This window comes from Bradyrhizobium sp. CCGUVB14 (genome assembly GCF_024199935.1).
Lineage (GTDB): Bacteria > Pseudomonadota > Alphaproteobacteria > Rhizobiales > Xanthobacteraceae > Bradyrhizobium.
This window is the reverse complement of sequence record NZ_JANADS010000001.1, coordinates 7740465-7760709: the sequence shown is the minus strand read 5'-3', so window position 1 is coordinate 7760709 and position 20245 is coordinate 7740465. Positions and strand designations below refer to the sequence as shown.

Here is a 20245-nt window from a genome sequence, read left to right as displayed (position 1 = left end):
GCCACTGGCCATTCCCGGACTATCCTCATGCGCAGACCGCAATGCCGATCAAGCGCGCTCCGGCGGCGGCGCGCATCATGGCCGTGCTTCGAACGAGAGCTTAGTCACCATGAACCCAGCCCAGCGCGCGCTCTGGTACATCGAAAGCCATCTGGCCGAGCCGATGACGCTCGACGAGATCGCTGCGATCGGTGGCGTGTCGCGGTTCCACATGGTGCGTGCGTTTGCCGCAGCCACCGGTTATCCGGTGATGCGTTACGTGCGCGCACGGCGGCTGAGCGAGGCGGCGCGCAGCCTTGCCAGGGGAGCGCCGGACATTCTGTCGCTGGCGCTGGAGGCGGACTACGGCTCGCACGAAGCATTCACCCGCGCGTTCCGCGACCAGTTCGGCACCACGCCCGAAGCGGTGAGGGCGGCGACGTGCACCCACCATCTCAAGCTTCAGGAGCCGATCCTCATGGACTCCACCCTGTCAGACAATCTCAAAGCCCCGCGTTTCGAAACCGCAAAGGCCATTCTCGTCGCCGGTCTCGCCGAGCGCATCTCCTGCGACAACGGCGCCATCATCCCGGGGATGTGGGCGCGCTTCCACCAGGAGGTTGCCGACATTCCCGAGCGCATCGGCAACGTCGCTTACGGTGTCTGCTGCAACGGCGATGATTCCGGCAATTTCGATTACATCGCCGGCGTCGAGGTCGCTGACTTCTCCGACCTGCCACGCGGCTTCGGCCGCATCCGCATCCCCGAGCAGCGCTACGCGGTGTTCACGCACGCCGATCACGTCGCTTCCATCAGGCGCACCGTCAATGCGATCTGGAATCAATGGCTGCCGGGGTCGGGCCACAAGGCCGCAGATGCGCCGAACTTCGAACGCTACGACGAGAAGTTCGATCCCGTGACCGGCAATGGCGGCTTCGAAATCTGGGTGCCCATCAAAGAATAGCATGATCCGGACCCGAAGGGCCGCGTTAGCGCAAAGTGCAGAGCGGTTTTCCGAAAAGATCATGCTCAAACAATAGCGCAAGGCGCGATGCCCTCATCGCGCTTCGCGGCTGCAACGCAGCATTGCGCCCGCTTGCTTGGCAAGGGGGACCTGGTTTGTCATAACCGCTGGCAAAACTTGCCAGCGGGGCCCGTGCCGGACATCCCGAGCAAGCCATAACAAGCAGCCGGGAGAGTCCCCCAAATGTCCACTGCCACGCCCAATATCCGTGTTCTCGCCACCGACCTCGAATTTCCGGAAGGGCCGGTCGTGATGCCGGACGGCTCGGTGGTGCTGGTGGAAATTCGCGGACAGCGCCTGACCCGCGTTTATCCCGATGGTCGCAAGGAGGTCGTCGCGAAAGTGCCGGGCGGCCCGAACGGCGCGGCGCTGGGTCCCGACGGCAAGATCTACATTTGCAACAATGGCGGCTTCTCCTGGATCCCGACCGGCAAAATGATCATGCCGGGCCCGCAGCCCGAGGATTATCTCGGCGGCTCGATCCAGCGCGTCGATCTGCAATCCGGCAAGATCGAGACCGTCGTGACCAAATGCGGCGAGCACGATCTGCGCGGGCCGAACGATCTCGTGTTCGACAAGCATGGCGGCCTGTGGTTCTCCGATCTCGGCAAACGCCGTCCCCGCGAGATGGATGTCGGCGGCATGTACTACCTCAAGCCCGGCATGAAGGAGATCGTCGAAATCGTGCACGGCGTGCTGCCGGCCAACGGCATCGGCCTGTCGCCGGACGAGAACACCGTCTACATCGCGGAGACGCCGACGGCGCGGCTGTGGGCCTATGAACTCTCCGCGCCCGGCGTGCTCAAGCCGCGCGAGGTGATCTATCGCGGCGAGCGGGGCAAGCCGATCTGCGGCCTCGGCGGCTACCAGATGTTCGACTCGCTCGCGGTCGAGGCCAACGGCAATGTCTGCGTCGCCACGCTCGTTTCCGGCTGCATCTCGGTGATCGCGCCGGATGGCACCCTGGTCGAGCAGGTCCCGACCGGCGACCGCGTCACCACCAACATCGCCTTCGGCGGCCCCGAGCTGAAGACCGCCTACATCACGCTGTCAGGCAAGGGCGAGCTGATCGCCATGGACTGGCCGCGCGGTGGTTTGCCTCTCAATTTCCTAAACAAATAAACGGTGCTAGTTACCGTCATTGCGAGTGGAGCGAAGCAATCCAGGAATGCCGCCGAGGTGACAGTCTGGATTGCTTCGTCGCTTCGCTCCTCGCAATGACGCGACGCCGTACGTAAGGAGAGACTTCAATGCCCTGGCCTGATCCCATTACCCTGCGTGGACAGCACGCCCGTCTCGAACCGCTGTCGAAAGAGCACCGCGAGGGGCTGGTAGAGGCCGTGAAGGACGGCGAGCTCTACACGATCTGGTACACTGCGATCCCGACGCCGGAGAACGTGGCCAAGGAGATCGACCGCCGCTTGGGCCTCCAGGCCGCGGGCTCGATGCTGCCGTTCACCGTGTTCGATGCCGGCGGCAAGATCGTCGGCCAGACCACCTACATGAACATCGATGCCACCAACCGCCGCGTCGAGATCGGCTCGACCTGGTATGGCAAGAGCGCGCAGCGCGGGCCTCTGAACACGCAGTGCAAGCTGTTGCTGCTGACTCATGCTTTCGAGACGCTGAACTGCATCGCGGTGGAATTCCGCACGCATTTTTTCAACCACCAGAGCCGGCGCGCCATCGAGCGCCTCGGCGCCAAACAGGACGGCATTTTGCGCAGCCACCAGGTCGCGCCGAACGGCACGCTGCGCGACACCGTCGTGTACAGCATCACCGCGGCGGAATGGCCGACGGTGAAGGCGCATCTCAACTATCAACTCAACGACAAGCCGCGCTAGGGGCGGCCGGGGCACCATGGATAGATTTGACTATGTGATCATCGGCGCGGGCTCCGCCGGTTGCGTCCTCACCAGCCGGCTCAGCGAAGATCCCAACACCAGCGTCTGCGTGCTCGAAGCGGGCCCGAACGACTGGCATCCCTACATTCATCTGCCGGCGGGTTTCATCAAAACCTTCCACATGAAGAGCATCAACTGGGCCTACCAGCAGGAGGTCGGGCCCTACACCGGTGGGCGCAGCATCTACGCGCCGCGCGGCAAGACGCTCGGCGGATCGTCCTCGATCAACGGCCACATCTACAACCGCGGCCAGCGGATGGATTTCGACACCTGGGCGCAGATGGGCAATCGCGGCTGGGGCTATGCCGACGTGCTGCCCTACTTCAAGCGGCTGGAGAAGCGGGTCGGCGAGGGTGACAATACCTTTCGCGGGCGTGACGGCAACCTCACCGTCACCACGATGGATTGGCGCGATCCGCTCTGCGAAGCTTTCATGGAAGGCGCGGTCTCGCTCGGCATCCCCCGCAATCCCGACTACAACGGCGCGAAGCAGGAAGGCGTCTCCTACTGCCAGCGCACCATCGACAAGGGCCTGCGCGTCTCCGGTTCGACCGCCTTCCTCAAGCCCGCGATGAAGCGGCCGAACGTGCATGTGCACACGCATGCGCATGCGACCGAGATCATCTTCGAGGGCAAGCGTGCCGTCGGCGTGCGCTACACCAAGGGCGGCCGTGGCGGCACGCCGGTGGAAGTACGCGCCAACAAGGAAGTCATCCTCTCCGGCGGCACCTATAATTCGCCGCAGCTCTTGCAGCTCTCCGGCATCGGCTCGCCGGATTTGCTGAACGCCCACGGCATCCAGGTGCGTCACGCCCTGCCGGTCGGCGAGGGGCTTCAGGACCATTACGCCCCGCGCACCGTGGCGCGGGTCAAGGACATCAAGACCATCAACGAGCTGCGTCGTGGCTTCTCGCTGTGGATCGAGGCGCTGAAATGGGCGACCGCGCGCAAGGGCCTGCTCTCGCTGTCGCCGACCATGGTCTATTGCTTCTGGCACTCCGGCGAGAGCGCGGATTCGTCCGACCTGCAGCTCACCTTCACGCCGGCGAGCTACAAGGAAGGCGTGCAGGGCCAGCTCGAGGACGAACCCGGCATGACCGTCGCCTCCTGGCAGCAGCGCCCGGAGAGCCGCGGCTATGTCCGCATCCGCTCGAATGATCCCTTTGCGCCGCCGATCATCCAGACCAATTATCTCGACGCCGAGCTCGACCGCCGCGTCATCGTCGGCGGCATGAAGCTCGCGCGCAACCTGCTGAAGTCCGCGCCGCTCTCGCCTTACTATGCCTACGAGGATTTCCCCGGCCCCAACGTCAACACCGACGACGAATTCCTGCACGCCGCCACCGAACGCGGCACCACCACCTTCCATCCCGGCTGCACCTGCCGCATGGGCCCGGCGGATTCGTCGTGGGCGGTCGTCGACGACCAGCTCCGCGTCCACGGCCTCGAAGGCTTGCGCGTCATCGACGCCTCCGTGATGCCGCGCATGATCTCGGCGAACCTCAACGCCTCCACGATGATGATCGCCGACCGCGCCTCCGACCTGATCCGCGGCAAGGTCCCGATGGAAGCTGTGCGGCTTCCGGACGCAGCGGTGGCGTGAGGTAAACTTCGTAACTTCGTAGGATGGGTAGAGCGAAGCGAAACCCATCATCGTGCAGCACTCGTGGAGGCACGATGGGTCTAGCTGTGCTCTATCCATCCTACAAGATTTCGATGCTTATCTTAAGTTGTGCTATCATCAGGTATGACCTCCTATCGGCGCAATTTCGTCCCCGGCGGAAGCTTTTTCTTCACTGTCAATCTGCTCGACCGCCGGCAATCCCTCCTGACGGCGAACATTGACCTGCTGCGCGCGGCCTTTCGCGAAGTCCGTCAACGGCACCCATTCACCATCGACGCGATCGTGGTGCTGCCTGAGCATCTTCACACTGTCTGGACGATGCCCGACGGAGATGCTGATTTTGCAATGCGCTGGCGGCAGATCAAGGCGGCGTTCTCCCGCAGCCTTGTGACCAAAGAACCGGTTTCAGCAAGTCGCTCAAGCAAAGCGGAGCGCGGCATCTGGCAGCGTAGGTATTGGGAACACACCATTCGCGATGAGGAAGATTATGCTCGGCATATAGATTACGTGCACATTAATCCGGTGAAGCACGGCTTGGTCAATCGAGTCCGTGACTGGGCGCCGTCGTCATTCCATCGGCAAGTGGAGCTCGGCGCCTATCCGGAAGATTGGGCCGGGGATCTGTCACAATATGACGGCGATACCAAATTTGGAGAGCGAAGTTGAGGGGCCCTGAGCAAATCGAAACCCATCGGGCTTTAGCGAACGCAGCATAATGATGGGTTTCGCTGCGCTCTACCCATCCTACAAGTCCGGTCCTTACACTTCCCTTCTGCTCAAGAACGCCAGATATCATAGGGTGGGCAAAGCGACTTGTCCGCCGTAGCTCGAAGAGCGAAGGCGGAAGCGTGCCCACGCATCTTGCCAATCATTACCGAATGGTGGGCACGGCGCTTTGCGCCTTTGCCCTCCCTACGGCATTGTGCCCTAAACTTCCCGTCGGCTCAGGAACGCCAGCCGTTCGAACAGGTGCACGTCCTGCTCGTTCTTGAGCAGCGCCCCGTGCAGCGGTGGAATGAGCTTGCGCGGGTCGCGTTCGCGGAGTTGCTCGACGCTCATGTCTTCATTGAGCAGCAGCTTGAGCCAGTCGAGCAATTCCGACGTCGACGGCTTCTTCTTCAGGCCGGGCACCTCGCGCACCTCGAAGAAGATGCGCAGCGCTTCCTCGACGAGACGCTTCTTGATGCCGGGGAAGTGGACGTCGACGATGCGGCCCATCGTGTCGGCGTCGGGGAACTTGATGTAGTGGAAGAAGCAGCGGCGCAGGAAAGCGTCCGGCAGCTCCTTCTCGTTGTTGGAGGTGATCATCATGATCGGGCGCTGCTTGGCCTTGATGGTCTCGCCGGTCTCGTAGACATGGAATTCCATGCGGTCGAGCTCGAGCAGCAGGTCGTTCGGGAATTCGATGTCGGCCTTGTCGATCTCGTCGATCAGCAGCACCGGGCGCTGCTCGGCGGTGAAGGCCTCCCACAGCTTGCCGCGCTTGATGTAGTTCTTGATGTCGGAGACTCTGCTATCGCCGAGCTGGCTGTCGCGCAGGCGCGATACCGCATCGTATTCGTAGAGGCCCTGCTGCGCCTTGGTGGTGGACTTGATGTGCCAGGTCAGAAGCGGCGCGTTCAACGCCTTCGCCACTTCCTCCGCCAGCACCGTCTTGCCGGTGCCGGGCTCGCCCTTGATGAGCAGCGGGCGCTCCAGCACGATCGAGGCATTGACGGCGACCTTGAGATCGTCGGTCGCAACATAGTCCTTGGTGCCGGTAAATTTCATTGCGCGTCCTTGTTGGTCGTCGTCCCGGGAATTGCCAATGGCATTGCCGTGGTCACGACATGGGAACGGCCGCTCATGGCGGCCGTTCCTGGTTCGGTCAGGCTTTCAGACCCGTTTTATCAGCGAAAGGATGACGAGCACAATCACCGCGCCAACCGTGGCATCAATGATGGAGCCCAGCGTGCCCGTGGCGAGCGCGATACCGAGCTGCGGCAGCACCCAGCCCGCCACCAGCGCGCCGATGATGCCGACGACAATGTTGCCGATCAGCCCAAATCCCGCCCCGTGGACAATCTTGCCGGCCAACCAGCCGGCGATCGCGCCAATGATGAGCGCTGCGAGAATTCCCATTGCAAACGTCCCCAAAAAGACCCCTTGAGGTCCCCAATTGTAGAGCAAAAAGCCTGCCGGTCCAGCGCGCAGCGAAGGCCTCCGCCCCTTGACGTTCGCCACCCGACGGGCAATCTGTCACCCATGTTCCTGCAATTCTTTACGTCTCTGCGCGATGCGCAGGTCCCCGTGACGCTGCGCGAATACCTCACGCTGATGGAGGCGCTCGACGCCGATCTGTCGGACTATTCGGTCGAGAATTTCTACTACCTGTCGCGCACCTCGCTGGTGAAGGACGAGCGCAACCTCGACAAGTTCGACCGCGTCTTCGGCACCGTGTTCAAGGGGCTGGAAAGCCTGCTCGACGCCATGGAGAAGGCGGAGATCCCCGAGGAGTGGCTGAAGAAGCTCGCCGAAAAATACCTCAGCGAGGAAGAGAAGAAGCAGATCGAGGCCATGGGCTGGGACAAGCTCATGGAGACCCTGAAGAAGCGCCTCGAGGAGCAGAAGGGCCGGCACCAGGGCGGCTCGAAATGGATCGGCACCGCCGGCACCTCGCCGTTCGGTGCGCATGGTTACAATCCCGAAGGCGTCCGCATCGGCCAGGAGAAGAACCGCAACAACCGCGCCGTGAAGGTGTGGGACAAACGCGAGTTCAAGGATCTCGACGGCAATGTCGAGCTCGGCATCCGCAACATCAAGGTGGCGCTGCGCCGCCTGCGCAAGTTCGCGCGCACCGGCGCACCGGACGAGCTCGATCTCGACACCACCATTCGCGAGACCGCCAATCACGGCTATCTCGACGTTCACATGCGCCCCGAGCGGCGCAATGCGGTGAAGCTCCTGGTGTTCTTCGACATCGGCGGCTCGATGGATTCGCATATCGAGCAGGTCGAGGAGCTGTTCTCGGCGGCGAAGAGCGAGTTCAAGCACATGGAGTATTTCTACTTCCACAATTGCCTCTATGAGGGCGTGTGGAAGCAGAACAAGCGCCGCTTCACGGACCGCACGCCGACCTGGGACGTGCTGCACAAATACCCGCACGACTACAAGGTCGTGTTCGTCGGCGACGCGTCGATGTCGCCTTACGAGATCATGGTGCCCGGCGGCTCGGTCGAGCACGTCAACGAGGAGCCCGGCTCGGTCTGGCTCGATCGCATCATCCGGACCTATCCGCACACGGTGTGGCTGAACCCGGTTGCCCAGAAGCACTGGGACTATTCGGAATCGACCACCATCATCAAACGCATCTTTGCCAACCGCATGTACCCGATCACGATCGAAGGTCTGGAGAGTGCGATGAAGGAATTGACGCACTAGCACGCGCGCCTGCGAACGACGACAAGAGGGAGAAGCATATGCCCCAGAACATCACCCGCGGCATCAAGGCGCTGATCGACGAGGCCAATGCCGAGATCGAGACGCTCACCGCCAGGGACGCCATCGAGATCTCCAAGAACGGCGACGTCGTCATCGTCGACATCAGGGACCCCCGCGAGATCGAGCGTGACGGCCGCATCCCCGGCGCATTCTCCTGCACGCGCGGCATGCTCGAATTCTGGATCGATCCGCAGAGCCCGTATGCGAAGCCGATCTTCCAGGAAGACAAGAAGTTCGTCTTCCACTGTGCCGGCGGCCTGCGCTCCGCGCTCGCGGCCAAGACCGCAAAGGACATGGGCCTGAAGCCCGTCGCCCACATCGCCGGCGGCTACGCCGCCTGGCGCGATGCCGGCGGTCCGACGGAGCAGTGGGAGCCGAAGAAGAAAGCCTGATTGAGTTTCAACTATCAGCCACACCGTCATGCCCGGGCTTGTCCCGGGCATCCACGTCCTCACCCGCTGACAGCAAGAACGTGGATGGCCGGGACAAGCCCGGCCATGACGACTGAGACAATTGCCGGAGCATGCCAATGACCACCCCCACCGATCCCCTCGTCTCCACGGAATGGCTCGCCGCCCACATCAACGATGCCAACGTCAAGGTGCTCGACGCCAGCTTCAAGCTGCCGGGCGTGCTGCCGCTGCCGAAGGATGACTACCTCGCCGCGCATCTGCCGGGGGCCGTGTTCTTCGACGTCGAAGCGGTGTCGGATCATTCTAACCCGCTGCCGCACATGTATCCGAGCGCCGAGCAGTTCGGCCGCGATGTCGGTCATCTCGGCATCTCCAATGCCGACACGGTCGTGCTCTACGATGCCGGCGGTTGGGTCGCTGCACCGCGTGCGTGGTGGATGTTTCTGGCCTTCGGCCACGGCAACGTCCGCATCCTCAATGGCGGTCTGAAGAAGTGGCGCGCTGAGGGGCGCCCCGTGGAGAGCGGCGAGGTGAAGCCGAAGCCCGCGACGTTCAAGGCGACTTACGATTCAAAGCGCGTGCGCAGCATGCAGCAGCTGATCGCCAACGTCGAAAGCCGTGTCGAGCAGGTGATCGACGCACGCGCTGCCGATCGTTTCGAAGGCCGCGCCCCCGAGCCGCGCGCTGGCATCCGCTCCGGCCACATCCCCGGCTCGCGCAACGTGCCTTATGGTCAGCTGTTTGATGCCGCGACCGGCACGATGAAGCCGCTGGACGATCTCCGCGCCGCCTTCACCGGCGCCGGCGTCAAGCTTGACGCGCCGATCGTGACGAGCTGCGGCTCCGGCGTCTCGGCCGGCGTGCTGACGCTCGCGCTCTATCGCCTGGGCGTCACCGACACCGCGCTCTATGACGGCTCATGGTCGGAATGGGGCCAGGAGAAGGGCCCGCCGATCGCGACGGGGCCGGCGTAACGCGTCGCGGCCCCACATCCGCCTTCGCTTCGGCGGACGAGAACGGGCGAGGTGAGGAGACGTTCAGCGCGTGCGCGAGGCCGTGGTGGCGAGCACCTGCTGCTGCTGTTGCTGCTGCATCTGTCGCTGCTGCATCTGCTGCTGCTGGATCTGCTGCTGCTGCTGCATCTGCCGCTGCTGGCCGAACGGATCATACGATTGCTGGAGCTGCTGAGGCGGCGGGCGCCGCACGATGCGGTGGCGCTTCTTCTTGAGCGCGCGCGGCTTGCTGTCGGGCGCGGCGCTGTTGGCTTTGGTCTTCGCCGGCGCGAGGTCGTTGAGCGCAGCCACCCTGGCTGCTGCAATGTCGCTGACGCGTGATGCCAGCGCTGGTGTTGCGGTTCGCGGCACGTCGGTGGCGCTCACGGCTGGTGCGGGCGTCGTCTGGGCCATGGAAACGGTCGTGTCAGCGGGGGTGAGTGTGTCGGCGGGGGCCGGAGCCGCAGCCTGGATCTCGGCTTGCTCAGGCGCCGGCACCTCGGTGGCGGGCGGAGCGGGCTCTGCAGGCGGCGCGACGGCGACGATCTCAGGCTGAGGCTCAGACTTGGGGTCAGGCTGGGCCTCAGGCTTGGGATCAGACTTGGGGGCAGGCTTGGGCTCAGACTGGACCTTGGCCTCGAGCGCCACGGCGGCCATCTGCTCGGGCGCAGTCTCGACCGCGGGCAGGCCGATACTCGGGACCTCGTTGCTCAGGGCTTGGTCCTGCATCGCGGGCGCCGGCTCATTGACGACCGGCGCGACCGGCTCCACGCGGAGCGCCGCGAGCACCGGCTGGGTCGGCTCGGAGGTCTGCGCGAACACCTGTTCCTGCGGGCCATTCCGCCAGGAGGGGTTGTTGACATACTGCTCGTGGCTCGCCCGCAGCAGCGAGGCGGCTCCCAAGCCGAACACCAGGATGGAGGCAGACAGCAGGATCGCGGCAAGCAGGAAGCGAAAGCCGGGAAGCATTGACGGGTTACGCGTTTCCGCCCCGGCGGCTGGCCAGGGCCCATGAGCCATCTGAACGCGGTGACGGTACTGATTGCCGCCTTCGCCACATGGGATCCGAGCTCAAATCGGTGGCGAATCAGGCTGATTCGACCATATCGCAACGTCTCCGCGCCGTTCCGCAAAAATCGGGGCCGAAGACTCCGGCAATCTAAGGCGTAATGCGATTTCCATCCCCGTGATGCAACGGGGCAACTATGTGCGATTGCATCACAAATCGCTAAATCAGGCCAAATCAGCCTGTTATGTCTTGAATGTGCCGCTATCTTCGGTCATCTGGCCGTTGACGGCTCGGACGGGGCCCGGGGACTATACAAGAGCGATGATGATCAAACATTTTCTGACGATATGCGCTGCCGCAACAGTCGCTGCGGCGGGAACCTCGCTCGCACAGGCCCAAAGCTATCCGGTTCAGCAGGCGCCGAGCTACGGCGCTCCGGCCGAATACCGGCCCGGCGACCGCACGCCGAACTTCGACTCGCTGGAGGATGACGACGACGCGATGCCGCAGGCCGCGCTGCCGCCGCCCGGTCCGGCCGACGATCCGCGCTACGGCCGTCCGGCCGGCGCTCCCCCGGTTTATTCGGCTGCCCCGCCGCAGGGCCCGGTGATGTCGCCGGATGATCCGCGTTACGGCCGCCCGGCTGGCGCTCCGCCGGTCTATTCGGCCGCGCCGCCGCAGGGGCCGGTGATGTCGCCCGATGATCCCCGCTACGGCCGCCCCGCCGGTCCGCCCCCGGTGATCTATGGCGATCGTTCGGGCCAGGCGCCCGGCAATGATGGCATGCGTCCGCCGGAGGCCGTTGGCCCGGCCGCGACCGGTGCGGTCTCGCCGCAGCCCGGCGCCGGTAACCGGCCGATGTCGGTGGCGTCATTGCCGCCCGAGGAGCAGCCTGATGCGGCGCCGGCGCAGCTCGCGCCGAATCTGCGCCGCCAGGAGGTCGCGTTCCAGACCAAGGAGCCCGCGGGTACGATCGTCGTCGATACTCCGAACACCTATCTCTATTACGTCCTCGGCAATGGCCGCGCGATCCGTTACGGCGTCCGCGTTGGTCGCGACGGCTTCACCTGGACCGGCGTGCAGAAGATCACCCGCAAGGCCGAGTGGCCGGATTGGCATCCGCCGGCGGAAATGATCGAGCGCCAGCCCTATCTGCCGCGCTTCATGGCCGGTGGCGAAGGCAATCCGCTCGGCGCTCGCGCCATGTATCTCGGTTCGACCGTGTACCGCATTCACGGCACCAACCAGCCCTCGACGATCGGCAAGTTCGTCTCCTCCGGCTGTATCGGCATGCTGAACGAGGACGTCTCGGATCTGTTCGACCGCGCCAAGGTCGGCACCCGCGTGGTGGTGATGCAGGGTGGTACGCCGCCGGGAACGGCGACCGCATCGGCTGCGCCTGCGCCGGGCGCGGCTCCCGCCGGTCCGGTCCCGGGCACGCAGCCGACGGTGGTGCCGCCGCTGCCCGCGCCGGTCACCGTGCGCTAAGCGCTGCAAGACAATTGAAATTGCGAAGGGCGTGCCATCGGCGCGCCCTTCGTCGTTTCAGGTCCGCGTCGCTTCAGGCGAGCTTGCGCGGCAGATCATTGCCCTTGGTGAAGGCGTCGATCGCCTCGACCATCTGGCCGTAATGGATGCGCAGACCGTCTTCGGTCGCGTAGCCGAGATGCGGCGTCAGCACGAGATTGTCGAGCTTGCGGAAGGGATGATCGACCGGCAGTGGCTCGACCGAGAACACGTCGATGCCGGCGCCGGCGATCTTGCGCTGCTGCAAGGCCTCAAGCAGGGCCGTCTCATCGACAATCGGCCCGCGCGCAGTGTTGACCAGGAAGGCGGTCGGCTTCATCCGCGCCAGATCTGCGCGGCCGACGAGGCCGCGTGAGCGCTCGCTCAGCACCACATGGATGGTGACGATATCGGCCTTGGCGAACAGCTCTTCCTTGGTGGCATAGCCGACGCCGGCGGCCGCGCACTTCTCCGGCGTCAGGTTCGGGCTCCAGGCGATCACGTTCATGCCGAAGGCCTTGGCGATGCCCGCCATCTTGGTGCCGAGCTTGCCCAGCCCGACGACGCCGAGCGTCAGTCCCTCGATCTCGACGCCGGCAAAGGTCTGCCAGGGCTCACCGGCATGCATGCGCGCATTCTCGCGGCCGATGCCGCGGGTCAGCTCCAGGATCAGGCCCATGGTGAGCGGCGCGGTCGGATCGCGGGAATATTGCGTGCCGCCGAGGGCGACGCCGCGTCCCTTGGCAGCCTCCATGTCGATCGCGGCGTTGCGCATGCCGGAGGTGAGCAGCAGCTTCAGCTTCGGCAGCTTCTCGAACAGGCTCTTGGGGAATGCCGTGCGCTCACGCATCGCGCAGATGATGTCGAAATCGGCCAGCGCGCTGGCTGCGGCCTGCTCGGAGGCGAAGGGATGGCTGAACACGGTGGCATCGACGCGGTCGGACAGTTTCGACCAGTCGGCGACGTCGAGGGCGAGATTGAAATAGTCGTCGAGAATTGCACAGCGCAGCCGCGTCATTAGCGTTCATCCAGGACCAGAGTTGACGGCGAGAGGTGGCGGCGCCAGGCGGAAGGGCGCCATCGTCGGAACCGGGCCATGGTTGCGCGCAATCAGGCCTGTGCGCAAGCAGTCTGGGTCTTCAAGAATCCGTTGGCAAATCCGGGAGGGAACGGCGGCTCAGAGGTCGCGGGGCTTCAGCCGGACCGGCGCATCCATGCCGTGCTTGGCGCGCCAGGCAGGTCCAGGACCGCGCATGTAGTGCAGTTCGGGCCGGTAGGGGTTGAAGGCCGTGGCGAAGAAGCGTTTCCAGAAGCCCTTGATCTCCGAGACGAGCGCGGAGGTGCGGCCGGCTTCTGCCGGAACGGGGAGGGAATGGGTCTCGATCAGAGCCATGATGGGGCCTCGCTGTGCTCCCCGTTCGTTCTGAGCGGGTGGCGCTGTTTCCGCGCGAAACCGAGCTTTGGCCTGATTTATTAAAAGATGGTTTCAATTGTCCGGAACGGGGTCAGGATGGTGTCCGCCCGGTATTCATCCGTGGTGAACGGAGGGAAAACATTGCCCTTTGGGGGCGGGATCGCTACATCGGCGGCAAGCAAAACTCCTCAAATTGAAGGTTTCACGGGACAGATGGCGCGCCAGTTCGTCTACTTCATGGAAGGCCTGACCAAGAGCTACCCGACCCGCAAGGTCCTCGACAACATCCGGCTGAGCTTTTACCCGGACGCCAAGATCGGCGTTCTCGGCGTCAACGGCTCCGGTAAGTCGACCCTGCTCAAGATCATGGCGGGCCTCGACAAGGAATATACCGGCGAGGCCTGGGTCGCCGAAGGCGCCCGCGTCGGCTATCTCGAGCAGGAGCCGCATCTCGACGCGGCGCTTTCCGTGCGCGAGAACGTCATGCAGGGCGTCGCCAAGCAGAAGGCGATCCTCGACCGCTACAACGAGCTTGCGGTCAACTATTCGGACGAGACCGCCGACGAGATGACCAAGCTGCAGGACGAGATCGAGGCCCAGGGCCTCTGGGATCTCGACAGCAAGGTCGACCAGGCCATGGACGCGCTGCGCTGCCCGCCCGACGATGCCGATGTGACCAAGCTCTCCGGCGGTGAACGCCGCCGCGTCGCGCTGTGCCGCCTTCTGCTCGACCAGCCCGAGCTTTTGCTGCTGGACGAACCGACCAACCATCTCGACGCTGAGTCCGTCTCGTGGCTCGAAGGCCATCTGCGCAACTATCCCGGCGCGATCCTGATCGTCACCCACGATCGCTACTTCCTCGACAACGTCACGGGGTGGATCCTCGAGCTCGATCGCGGCAAGGGCATCCCCTACGAGGGCAACTACTCGTCCTGGCTGATCCAGAAGCAGAAGCGTCTGGAGCAGGAAGGCCGCGAGGACGCCGCGCACCAGAAGACGATTGCGCGCGAGCAGGAGTGGGTCGCGTCCTCGCCGAAGGCGCGCCAGGCCAAGTCGAAGGCGCGCTACCAGCGCTATGAGGAGCTGCTCAAGCAGGCGAGCGAGAAGCAGACCCAGACCGCGCAGATCATCATCCCGGTCGCCGAGCGTCTCGGCGCCAACGTGGTCGATTTCGAAACCCTCAGCAAAGGCTATGGCGATCGCCTGCTGATCGACGATCTCACCTTCAAGCTGCCGCCCGGCGGCATCGTCGGCGTGATCGGTGCCAACGGCGCCGGCAAGACCACGCTGTTCAAGATGATCACCAAGCAGGAGACGCCGGACAAGGGCACGATCACGGTCGGCGAGACCGTGCATCTCGGCTATGTCGACCAGTCGCGCGATGCGCTCGACGGCAAGAAGACTGTGTGGGAGGAAATCTCCGGCGGCAACGAACTGATCCTGCTCGGCAAGAAGGAAGTGAACTCGCGCGGCTATTGCTCGTCGTTCAACTTCAAGGGCGCCGACCAGCAGAAGAAGGTCGGCGCACTCTCCGGCGGTGAACGCAACCGCGTCCATCTCGCCAAGATGCTGAAATCCGGCGCCAATGTTCTGCTGCTCGACGAACCGACCAACGACCTCGACGTCGACACGCTCCGCGCGCTCGAAGAGGCGTTGGAGGATTTTGCCGGCTGCGCCGTCATCATCAGCCACGATCGCTGGTTCCTCGACCGTATCGCGACCCACATCCTGGCCTTCGAAGGCGAGAGCCACGTCGAGTGGTTCGAAGGCAACTTCCAGGACTACGAGAAGGACAAGATGCGCCGGCTCGGCCAGGACAGCATCATTCCGCACCGCGTGAAGTACAAGAAGCTGACGCGGTGATCAGCCGGTCTCGCAGGTTCCCGAACCTGTCGAGAAAGGCGTGGGCGCGTGGCAGCGCGTCGTGAAGAAACTGCTTTGGCTCACGCAGCCAAAGCCCTTCGATTTCGCGAGATCGTTGATTCGAGATCAGGACGTCCATCGGCAGATCGACGAGCGTTGCGTCCCAACCCGGAAAGAACCGGCGTGCCCGCCGAAAGCTGAGCGACAGCAGCTGAGCTTCCGTCGTGAGTCCGTGGTAGTCGAACGTATTGCGGCCATCGGTGACGAAGATGTGGTGGCCGATATAGCCGGGCGCCGGCTTGATCCAGCGCGCGTGAAAGCCGAGATCCGCGTATCGTTCCAGAAATGCATAGGCCAGCACCTGGCAGGCGCCATTAGCGAAGAACTGGCGGTCCGGTCGGTGCCATCGACGAACAGGGTCATCCTTGACGTTGACCTTCGGGAAGAACATCGCGCTTCCGACCTTCTCCGGCTACAACCGCAAACGAGCGTTGCGACTCGGTCGATGTCCGAGCCTTCAGGAACAGGTGCGGAAATGCAATATCGGACAATGATCAAGCTGGCCGGCGCCTTGCTATGGTTGGTTCTGCTCGGCTCGCAACCGATCCACGCCGCCGATGCCGCCTTCACGCAGTTCATCGCCTCGCTCTGGCCGGAAGCACAGGAGGCCGGTGTCTCGCGCGCGACGTTCGATCAACAGACGCGCGGGCTCGAGCCGGATTACAAGCTGCCTGATCTGATCCTGCCGGGCCGGCCTGCGACCGGCGCGCCGTCGCAGGCGGAATTCGTGCAGGTGCCGGCGGACTATGTCCGGGAAGGCTCGATTGCGAATCTCGCGGGCGAGGGGCAGCGGTTGCTGCAGAAATACAATGCTGCGCTGACGAAGATCGAGAACAGCTCCGGCGTGCCCGCCACCGTGATGCTCGCGATCTGGGGCCGCGAGACCGATTATGGCCGCTACACGCTACCTTACGATCTCGTCCGCGTGCTGGCGACGCAGGCCTATGTCGGCCGGCGCAAGGACACCTATCGCAACGAGTTCATCCTGTCGCTGAAGATCCTCGGCGAGGGCGTGGTGACGCGCAAGGACATGCGCTCGTCCTGGGCCGGCGCCACCGGGCTCACGCAGTTTCTGCCGTCCGAATATTACAAGCATGGCGTCGATTTCGACGGCGACGGCCGCATCGACATCTGGCACTCGGTGCCGGATGCGCTGGCCTCGGCCGCGCAGCAGCTCGTCAACAAGGGCTGGCAGAGCGGCGTGCGCTGGGCCTATGAGGTCAAAGCGCCGGCCAAGGTCGACTGCACCACCGGCGTGCCCGAGGTGACGAAGCCGATCGGCCAGTGGTTGCGCGAAGGCTTCGTGCCGGTGCGTGGCGAGAAGCTCAGCGCGGCCGAGCAGGCACAGCCGGCATCACTGCTCCAGCCGGAGGGCATCTATGGTCCGGCGTTCCTGACCACGAAGAACTACTTCGTCATCAAGGAATACAATTTCTCGGACCTCTATGTGCTGTTCGTCGGTCATCTCAGCGACCGCATGACGAGTCCGCTCCCGTTCGCGACGCCGTGGTCCGCGTCGAAGCAGTTGCGCACGAAGGACGTCGAGACGATGCAGCGCGGGCTGACGCGCGCAGGTCTCTACAAGGACAAGATCGACGGCAAGGCCGGCATGCAGACGCGCGCTGCGCTCGGCGCCTATCAGAAGTCGGCCGGGCTCAAGGTCGATTGCTGGCCGAGCGAAGAGGTGCTGCGTTCGATCCAGGCGGCGCGCTGACAAGGCCCGCTAAAAAGAAAAAGCCCGGCCGATGGTCTCGGCCGGGCTTCGATCGCGGCGCTCGATCAGCGCCGTGCGATCAGATCAGTAGCAGACGCGAACCGGGCGAACGACCCAGCCGTAACCGTCCCAATAGCGCTGGCGCTGCCAGTAGCAGGGCGGGGGCGGCGGGCCGGGCTCGGCCACGTACACCGGTCCGCCGTAAGCGGGACGGCTCGACGCGATGGCGCCGCCGATGATCGCGCCGCCGAGCAGGCCGGCCGCGATGCCGACACCGACGCCGTCATGGGCCTGGGCGGACGGCGTGGCGGTCACCAGCGAACCGGCGATCGTCGCAACCGTGAGGGCGGCAACAATAGTCTTCTTCATGCTCTTGGCTCTCCTGGGAGATGGACGCACCTTGTTAGAGGCGCCCGGGATTTAAAAGTTCACGCGCATTTGGATCGAATTGGCCTTGCAGCTAGGAAGCGCGCAAATGGTCAATCCGCGGTAAACGCACACGGAGCTGTGACGAGAAAAAGCGGTCTTTTTCAGGCCCGCAGATGAACGGCGCATCCGTAGTGAACCGGCTCATTTTGAATCGGTCCAGCCGAGCGGCTTAACGCGCCTCAGCCGCAAACTCGGACGCGCCGGACGCGCCAGGCGTAGCCGTCCCAGAAGCGCTGCCTCTGCCAGACACAGCCATCGCCATAATAATCGTCGGCGACGTAGCCAGGACCCGGCGCGTAGTAGCGGGGCGGATAGTAGCCGGGGCCGTAACCCGGGCCATACGCGTAGCCCGGTCCGGGTCCGTAATAATACGGGGAGGCCAGTGCGCCCCCGACGATGGCGCCCCCGATGATCCCGGCGGCGACGCCGGCAGCGACACCGCGCTGTGCATGGGCCGGTGTGCCCGCGGCCAAAACCAGGGTGACGGCGGCGGCGACCGCCATAAGCGACTTCTTCATTCGGGCGACCTTTCAGCGAACACGGAACTCTTCCGGCCAAAGTTCCATATTTCGCTTGAATGATCAATGAACGGCGCGTTGGTCGGCCGCGACCAATTGGTGGAAATGGCGGCTTTCAAGCCTGGGAGACGACGATGAACGTCCTGACCAATGCCCTGATCGCACTGGGTGCCGTCGGCGTGGTTGGCTATGCCCTAATCACCCATTTTCAGAACCGCGCGGCGCGCCCGCGCGCGAGGGCAGGCGGTAACGGCGGAAGCGGCGACAGCTATTCGGATACGACGAATGACGGCTTCTCGCTCGGAAGCTGGTTTTCCAGCGACAGTTCCGGAAGTTCGACCGACAGCGGCAGTTGCGCCGTCAGCGATAGCGGCAGCAGTGGCGGAGATTGCGGTGGCGGGGGCGATAGCGGGGGAGGCGGGAGCAGCGATTGAGCCCAGTTCGGTATCATCTTGATCCAGCGCAACGCGCTATTTTAGAGCCGTTCTAGGCTGTTTCCTGGCCAGTTTGGAATAGCTTGAAATACCGGTTTTTCCTTTTGCATCCGGACGGCCCCTTAAATATCGATGATGGCGCATCACCGAAGGGCCTACCGCTTCCATGATCGTTTGTTCCTGTAACGTGCTGAGCGATGACGACATCCGCGCCGCCGTCGCCGAGTCCGACGATGCCGTGCGTCATGCCAAGCAGATCTACGGATGCCTCGGCTGCAGCGCCGAGTGCGGCCGCTGCGCCCGGACGATCAAGACCATCATCGACGAAGCGCTCGGCCCCTGTGCCAAGTCCTGCTGTTCCGGCTGCCCGCACAGCCACACCGTGGCCGCCAACGATGAGGCGGCCCAGCCCGCCCAGTTCGCCCTCGCGGCCTGCTGATAACTTCCGCAAATTCGGCTGAGTTTTTCCCCGGCTGCGTCCCCGTAGCCGGTTGCTCTCGCGTTTAATCTCATTTAGAAGCATTCTAAAGTCGGATAGGTCCGATTTGGACTGCAAGATCTGGAGTGAACCATGCAGGGCGACGCAAAAGTCATCGACTATCTCAACAAGGCGCTGCGTCACGAGCTGACTGCGATCAACCAGTACTGGCTGCACTATCGCTTCCTCGACAATTGGGGCCTGCTGGACATGGCCAAGGTCTGGCGCAAGGAGTCCATCGAGGAGATGGAGCACGCCGACAAGCTCACCGCGCGCATTCTGTTCTTCGACGGCTTCCCGAACATGCAGGTGCTCGATCCCCTGCGCATCGGCCAGAACGTCAAGGAAATCATCGAGTGCGACCTCGCCGCCGAGATGAGCGCGCGCGCGCTCTACCAGGAAGCGGCGACCTACTGCCACGGCGTCAAGGACTACGTCACCCGCGACCTGTTCGAGAAGCTGATGAGCGACGAGGAGCACCACATCGACTTCCTCGAAACCCAGCTTGATCTGATCGGCCGCATCGGCCTTGAGCTCTACACCCAGAAGCACGTCGGCGGGCTCGAGGGCGAGGGGCACTAAGCTCCGTCCAAGTCCATCGCGGTTGCCACAAGCTCAGCTGTCGTCCCGGCGAACGCCGGGACCCATAACCACAGAGAGTGGTTGCGGCGCGAGCTGGTAACTCCAAGTCTTCGCCAAACCACTCCCTGTGGTTATGGGTCCCGGATCTGCGCTTCGCTTGTCCGGGACGACACCGTGATTGTCGTGCCTTTCACAGCTGAGTCTTGTAACGCTCTTCCACGATCTCCTGGCTTTCCGGCTCGCCGAGTCCGGTCTGGTCGTGGATCACCTGGGCGACACTCGGCATTACCGAGCGCTCTACCTTCTCCGGTGCCCATAGCTTTGAGCGCATCAGCGCCTTGCCGCAGTGGAAATAGACCTCGCTGACAGCGACGCTCAGCACCGCACGCGGCGGCTTGCCGAACTCGACCATCGACGCGAGCAGCTCCGGATCGGCCGACAGCGTGCCGCGCCCGCCGACGCGCAGCGTCTCGTCGATGCCCGGCACGAAGAACAGCAGGTGCACGAAGCCTGAGCCTTCGACGACGTTGCGGAAACTGTCGATGCGGTTATTGCCGGCGCGGTCGGGCATCAGCAATTGATTGGGGCCGGCGACATGAACGAATCCGATGCCGCCGCCGCGCGGTGAGGCGTCGACGCTGCCATCGAGGCCTGATGTCGCGAGCACGCAGAATGGCGACATCTCGATGAATTTCTTCGCATGCACGTCGATCGCCGGACGCGCCTTCGCGATCACGCGCGGGGTCGGCTTCGCATAGATGGTGGCAAGGTCTTCGGCGCAGAGGTCGGTCACGAAGGTCTCCCTGATTGAGGCTTCAAGGA

The 20245-nt window shown here is 63.9% G+C and carries 24 protein-coding genes; 15 read left to right on the top strand and 9 right to left on the bottom strand.

Annotated elements, in window-relative coordinates; all coding sequences use genetic code 11:
- The first annotated feature begins 109 nt into the window (after positions 1-109).
- The 5 genes from NLM32_RS36285 (at position 110) to NLM32_RS36265 (ending at position 5197) form a co-directional block, all read left to right on the top strand.
- Positions 110-943 carry an AraC family transcriptional regulator gene (locus NLM32_RS36285; protein WP_254133490.1) on the top strand — a complete coding sequence of 278 codons (834 nt, stop codon included), beginning with the start codon at positions 110-112 and terminating at the stop codon, positions 941-943.
- Between the two features lie 243 nt (positions 944-1186).
- The gene (locus NLM32_RS36280) at positions 1187-2125 is read left to right on the top strand and encodes an SMP-30/gluconolactonase/LRE family protein (protein WP_254133489.1); all 939 of its coding nucleotides are present in this window, start codon (positions 1187-1189) and stop codon (positions 2123-2125) included.
- Positions 2126-2253: 128 nt separating this feature from the next.
- Positions 2254-2847, top strand: a complete 594-nt coding sequence (locus tag NLM32_RS36275) for a GNAT family N-acetyltransferase (protein WP_254133488.1) — start codon at positions 2254-2256, stop codon at positions 2845-2847.
- A 16-nt stretch (positions 2848-2863) separates the two neighbouring features.
- The gene (locus tag NLM32_RS36270) at positions 2864-4510 is read left to right on the top strand and encodes a GMC family oxidoreductase (protein WP_254133487.1); all 1647 of its coding nucleotides are present in this window, start codon (positions 2864-2866) and stop codon (positions 4508-4510) included.
- 144 nt (positions 4511-4654) lie between these two features.
- Positions 4655-5197 carry a transposase gene (locus NLM32_RS36265; RefSeq protein ID WP_254133486.1) on the top strand — a complete coding sequence of 181 codons (543 nt, stop codon included), beginning with the start codon at positions 4655-4657 and terminating at the stop codon, positions 5195-5197.
- 261 nt (positions 5198-5458) lie between these two features.
- On the opposite strand, the gene NLM32_RS36260 is transcribed toward NLM32_RS36265, so the two are convergent.
- Both NLM32_RS36260 and NLM32_RS36255 read right to left on the bottom strand, forming a co-directional pair.
- A complete protein-coding gene (locus NLM32_RS36260) occupies positions 5459-6301 on the bottom strand; it encodes a MoxR family ATPase (protein ID WP_063201884.1) in 843 nt (280 codons plus the stop codon).
- Between the two features lie 105 nt (positions 6302-6406).
- On the bottom strand, positions 6407-6652 hold the full coding sequence (locus NLM32_RS36255; protein ID WP_254133485.1) for a GlsB/YeaQ/YmgE family stress response membrane protein: 246 nt from the start codon (positions 6650-6652) through the stop codon (positions 6407-6409).
- Between the two features lie 123 nt (positions 6653-6775).
- On the opposite strand from NLM32_RS36255, the gene NLM32_RS36250 reads away from it, so the two are divergent.
- The 3 genes from NLM32_RS36250 to sseA all read left to right on the top strand — a co-directional run bounded on the left by NLM32_RS36250 (position 6776) and on the right by sseA (position 9398).
- Positions 6776-7951, top strand: a complete 1176-nt coding sequence (locus tag NLM32_RS36250) for a VWA domain-containing protein (RefSeq protein WP_254133484.1) — start codon at positions 6776-6778, stop codon at positions 7949-7951.
- Between the two features lie 38 nt (positions 7952-7989).
- Positions 7990-8403 (top strand): rhodanese-like domain-containing protein, encoded by a 414-nt coding sequence (locus NLM32_RS36245; protein WP_254133483.1) that lies wholly within the window; start codon positions 7990-7992, stop codon positions 8401-8403.
- 137 nt (positions 8404-8540) lie between these two features.
- A complete protein-coding gene (gene sseA, locus NLM32_RS36240; protein WP_254133482.1) occupies positions 8541-9398 on the top strand; it encodes a 3-mercaptopyruvate sulfurtransferase in 858 nt (285 codons plus the stop codon).
- Between the two features lie 63 nt (positions 9399-9461).
- Here sseA and NLM32_RS36235 read toward each other — a convergent pair whose 3' ends face one another.
- Entirely contained in the window at positions 9462-10385 is a 924-nt protein-coding gene (locus tag NLM32_RS36235; RefSeq protein ID WP_254133481.1) for a hypothetical protein, read from the bottom strand.
- Between the two features lie 361 nt (positions 10386-10746).
- On the opposite strand from NLM32_RS36235, the gene NLM32_RS36230 reads away from it, so the two are divergent.
- The gene (locus NLM32_RS36230; RefSeq protein ID WP_375143604.1) at positions 10747-11913 is read left to right on the top strand and encodes a L,D-transpeptidase family protein; all 1167 of its coding nucleotides are present in this window, start codon (positions 10747-10749) and stop codon (positions 11911-11913) included.
- Between the two features lie 73 nt (positions 11914-11986).
- Here the strand turns inward: NLM32_RS36230 and NLM32_RS36225 are convergent, their stop codons facing one another.
- A complete protein-coding gene (locus NLM32_RS36225) occupies positions 11987-12949 on the bottom strand; it encodes a D-2-hydroxyacid dehydrogenase family protein (RefSeq protein ID WP_254133480.1) in 963 nt (320 codons plus the stop codon).
- A 159-nt stretch (positions 12950-13108) separates the two neighbouring features.
- Positions 13109-13324 (bottom strand): hypothetical protein, encoded by a 216-nt coding sequence (locus NLM32_RS36220; protein WP_254133479.1) that lies wholly within the window; start codon positions 13322-13324, stop codon positions 13109-13111.
- A gap of 14 nt (positions 13325-13338) precedes the next feature.
- On the opposite strand from NLM32_RS36220, the gene NLM32_RS36215 reads away from it, so the two are divergent.
- Both NLM32_RS36215 and ettA read left to right on the top strand, forming a co-directional pair.
- Positions 13339-13542: a hypothetical protein gene (locus NLM32_RS36215; RefSeq protein WP_254133478.1), complete on the top strand. Its 204-nt coding sequence runs from the start codon at positions 13339-13341 to the stop codon at positions 13540-13542.
- 16 nt (positions 13543-13558) lie between these two features.
- A complete protein-coding gene (ettA, locus tag NLM32_RS36210) occupies positions 13559-15208 on the top strand; it encodes an energy-dependent translational throttle protein EttA (RefSeq protein WP_254133477.1) in 1650 nt (549 codons plus the stop codon).
- Here ettA and NLM32_RS36205 read toward each other — a convergent pair.
- Entirely contained in the window at positions 15168-15659 is a 492-nt protein-coding gene (locus NLM32_RS36205) for a hypothetical protein (protein ID WP_254133476.1), read from the bottom strand. The genes ettA and NLM32_RS36205 overlap by 41 nt on opposite strands.
- 99 nt (positions 15660-15758) lie before the next feature.
- Here NLM32_RS36205 and NLM32_RS36200 point away from each other — a divergent pair, with 99 nt between their 5' ends.
- Positions 15759-16982 (top strand): lytic murein transglycosylase, encoded by a 1224-nt coding sequence (locus tag NLM32_RS36200; RefSeq protein WP_254135505.1) that lies wholly within the window; start codon positions 15759-15761, stop codon positions 16980-16982.
- An 84-nt stretch (positions 16983-17066) separates the two neighbouring features.
- Here the strand turns inward: NLM32_RS36200 and NLM32_RS36195 are convergent, their stop codons facing one another.
- Both NLM32_RS36195 and NLM32_RS36190 read right to left on the bottom strand, forming a co-directional pair.
- Positions 17067-17351, bottom strand: coding sequence for a hypothetical protein (locus NLM32_RS36195; protein WP_254133475.1), 285 nt, complete (start codon positions 17349-17351; stop codon positions 17067-17069).
- Between the two features lie 239 nt (positions 17352-17590).
- On the bottom strand, positions 17591-17929 hold the full coding sequence (locus NLM32_RS36190) for a hypothetical protein (RefSeq protein ID WP_254133474.1): 339 nt from the start codon (positions 17927-17929) through the stop codon (positions 17591-17593).
- A gap of 134 nt (positions 17930-18063) precedes the next feature.
- Between NLM32_RS36190 and NLM32_RS36185 the strand changes: the two genes are divergently transcribed.
- The 3 genes from NLM32_RS36185 to bfr all read left to right on the top strand — a co-directional run bounded on the left by NLM32_RS36185 (position 18064) and on the right by bfr (position 19423).
- Positions 18064-18363 carry a hypothetical protein gene (locus NLM32_RS36185; RefSeq protein ID WP_254133473.1) on the top strand — a complete coding sequence of 100 codons (300 nt, stop codon included), beginning with the start codon at positions 18064-18066 and terminating at the stop codon, positions 18361-18363.
- Positions 18364-18529: 166 nt separating this feature from the next.
- Positions 18530-18802 carry a bacterioferritin-associated ferredoxin gene (locus tag NLM32_RS36180; protein WP_148750587.1) on the top strand — a complete coding sequence of 91 codons (273 nt, stop codon included), beginning with the start codon at positions 18530-18532 and terminating at the stop codon, positions 18800-18802.
- Positions 18803-18934: 132 nt separating this feature from the next.
- Positions 18935-19423 (top strand): bacterioferritin, encoded by a 489-nt coding sequence (bfr, locus tag NLM32_RS36175; protein ID WP_011089420.1) that lies wholly within the window; start codon positions 18935-18937, stop codon positions 19421-19423.
- A 190-nt stretch (positions 19424-19613) separates the two neighbouring features.
- On the opposite strand, the gene NLM32_RS36170 is transcribed toward bfr, so the two are convergent.
- Positions 19614-20216: an MSMEG_1061 family FMN-dependent PPOX-type flavoprotein gene (locus NLM32_RS36170; RefSeq protein ID WP_254133472.1), complete on the bottom strand. Its 603-nt coding sequence runs from the start codon at positions 20214-20216 to the stop codon at positions 19614-19616.
- Positions 20217-20245 lie beyond the last annotated feature (29 nt).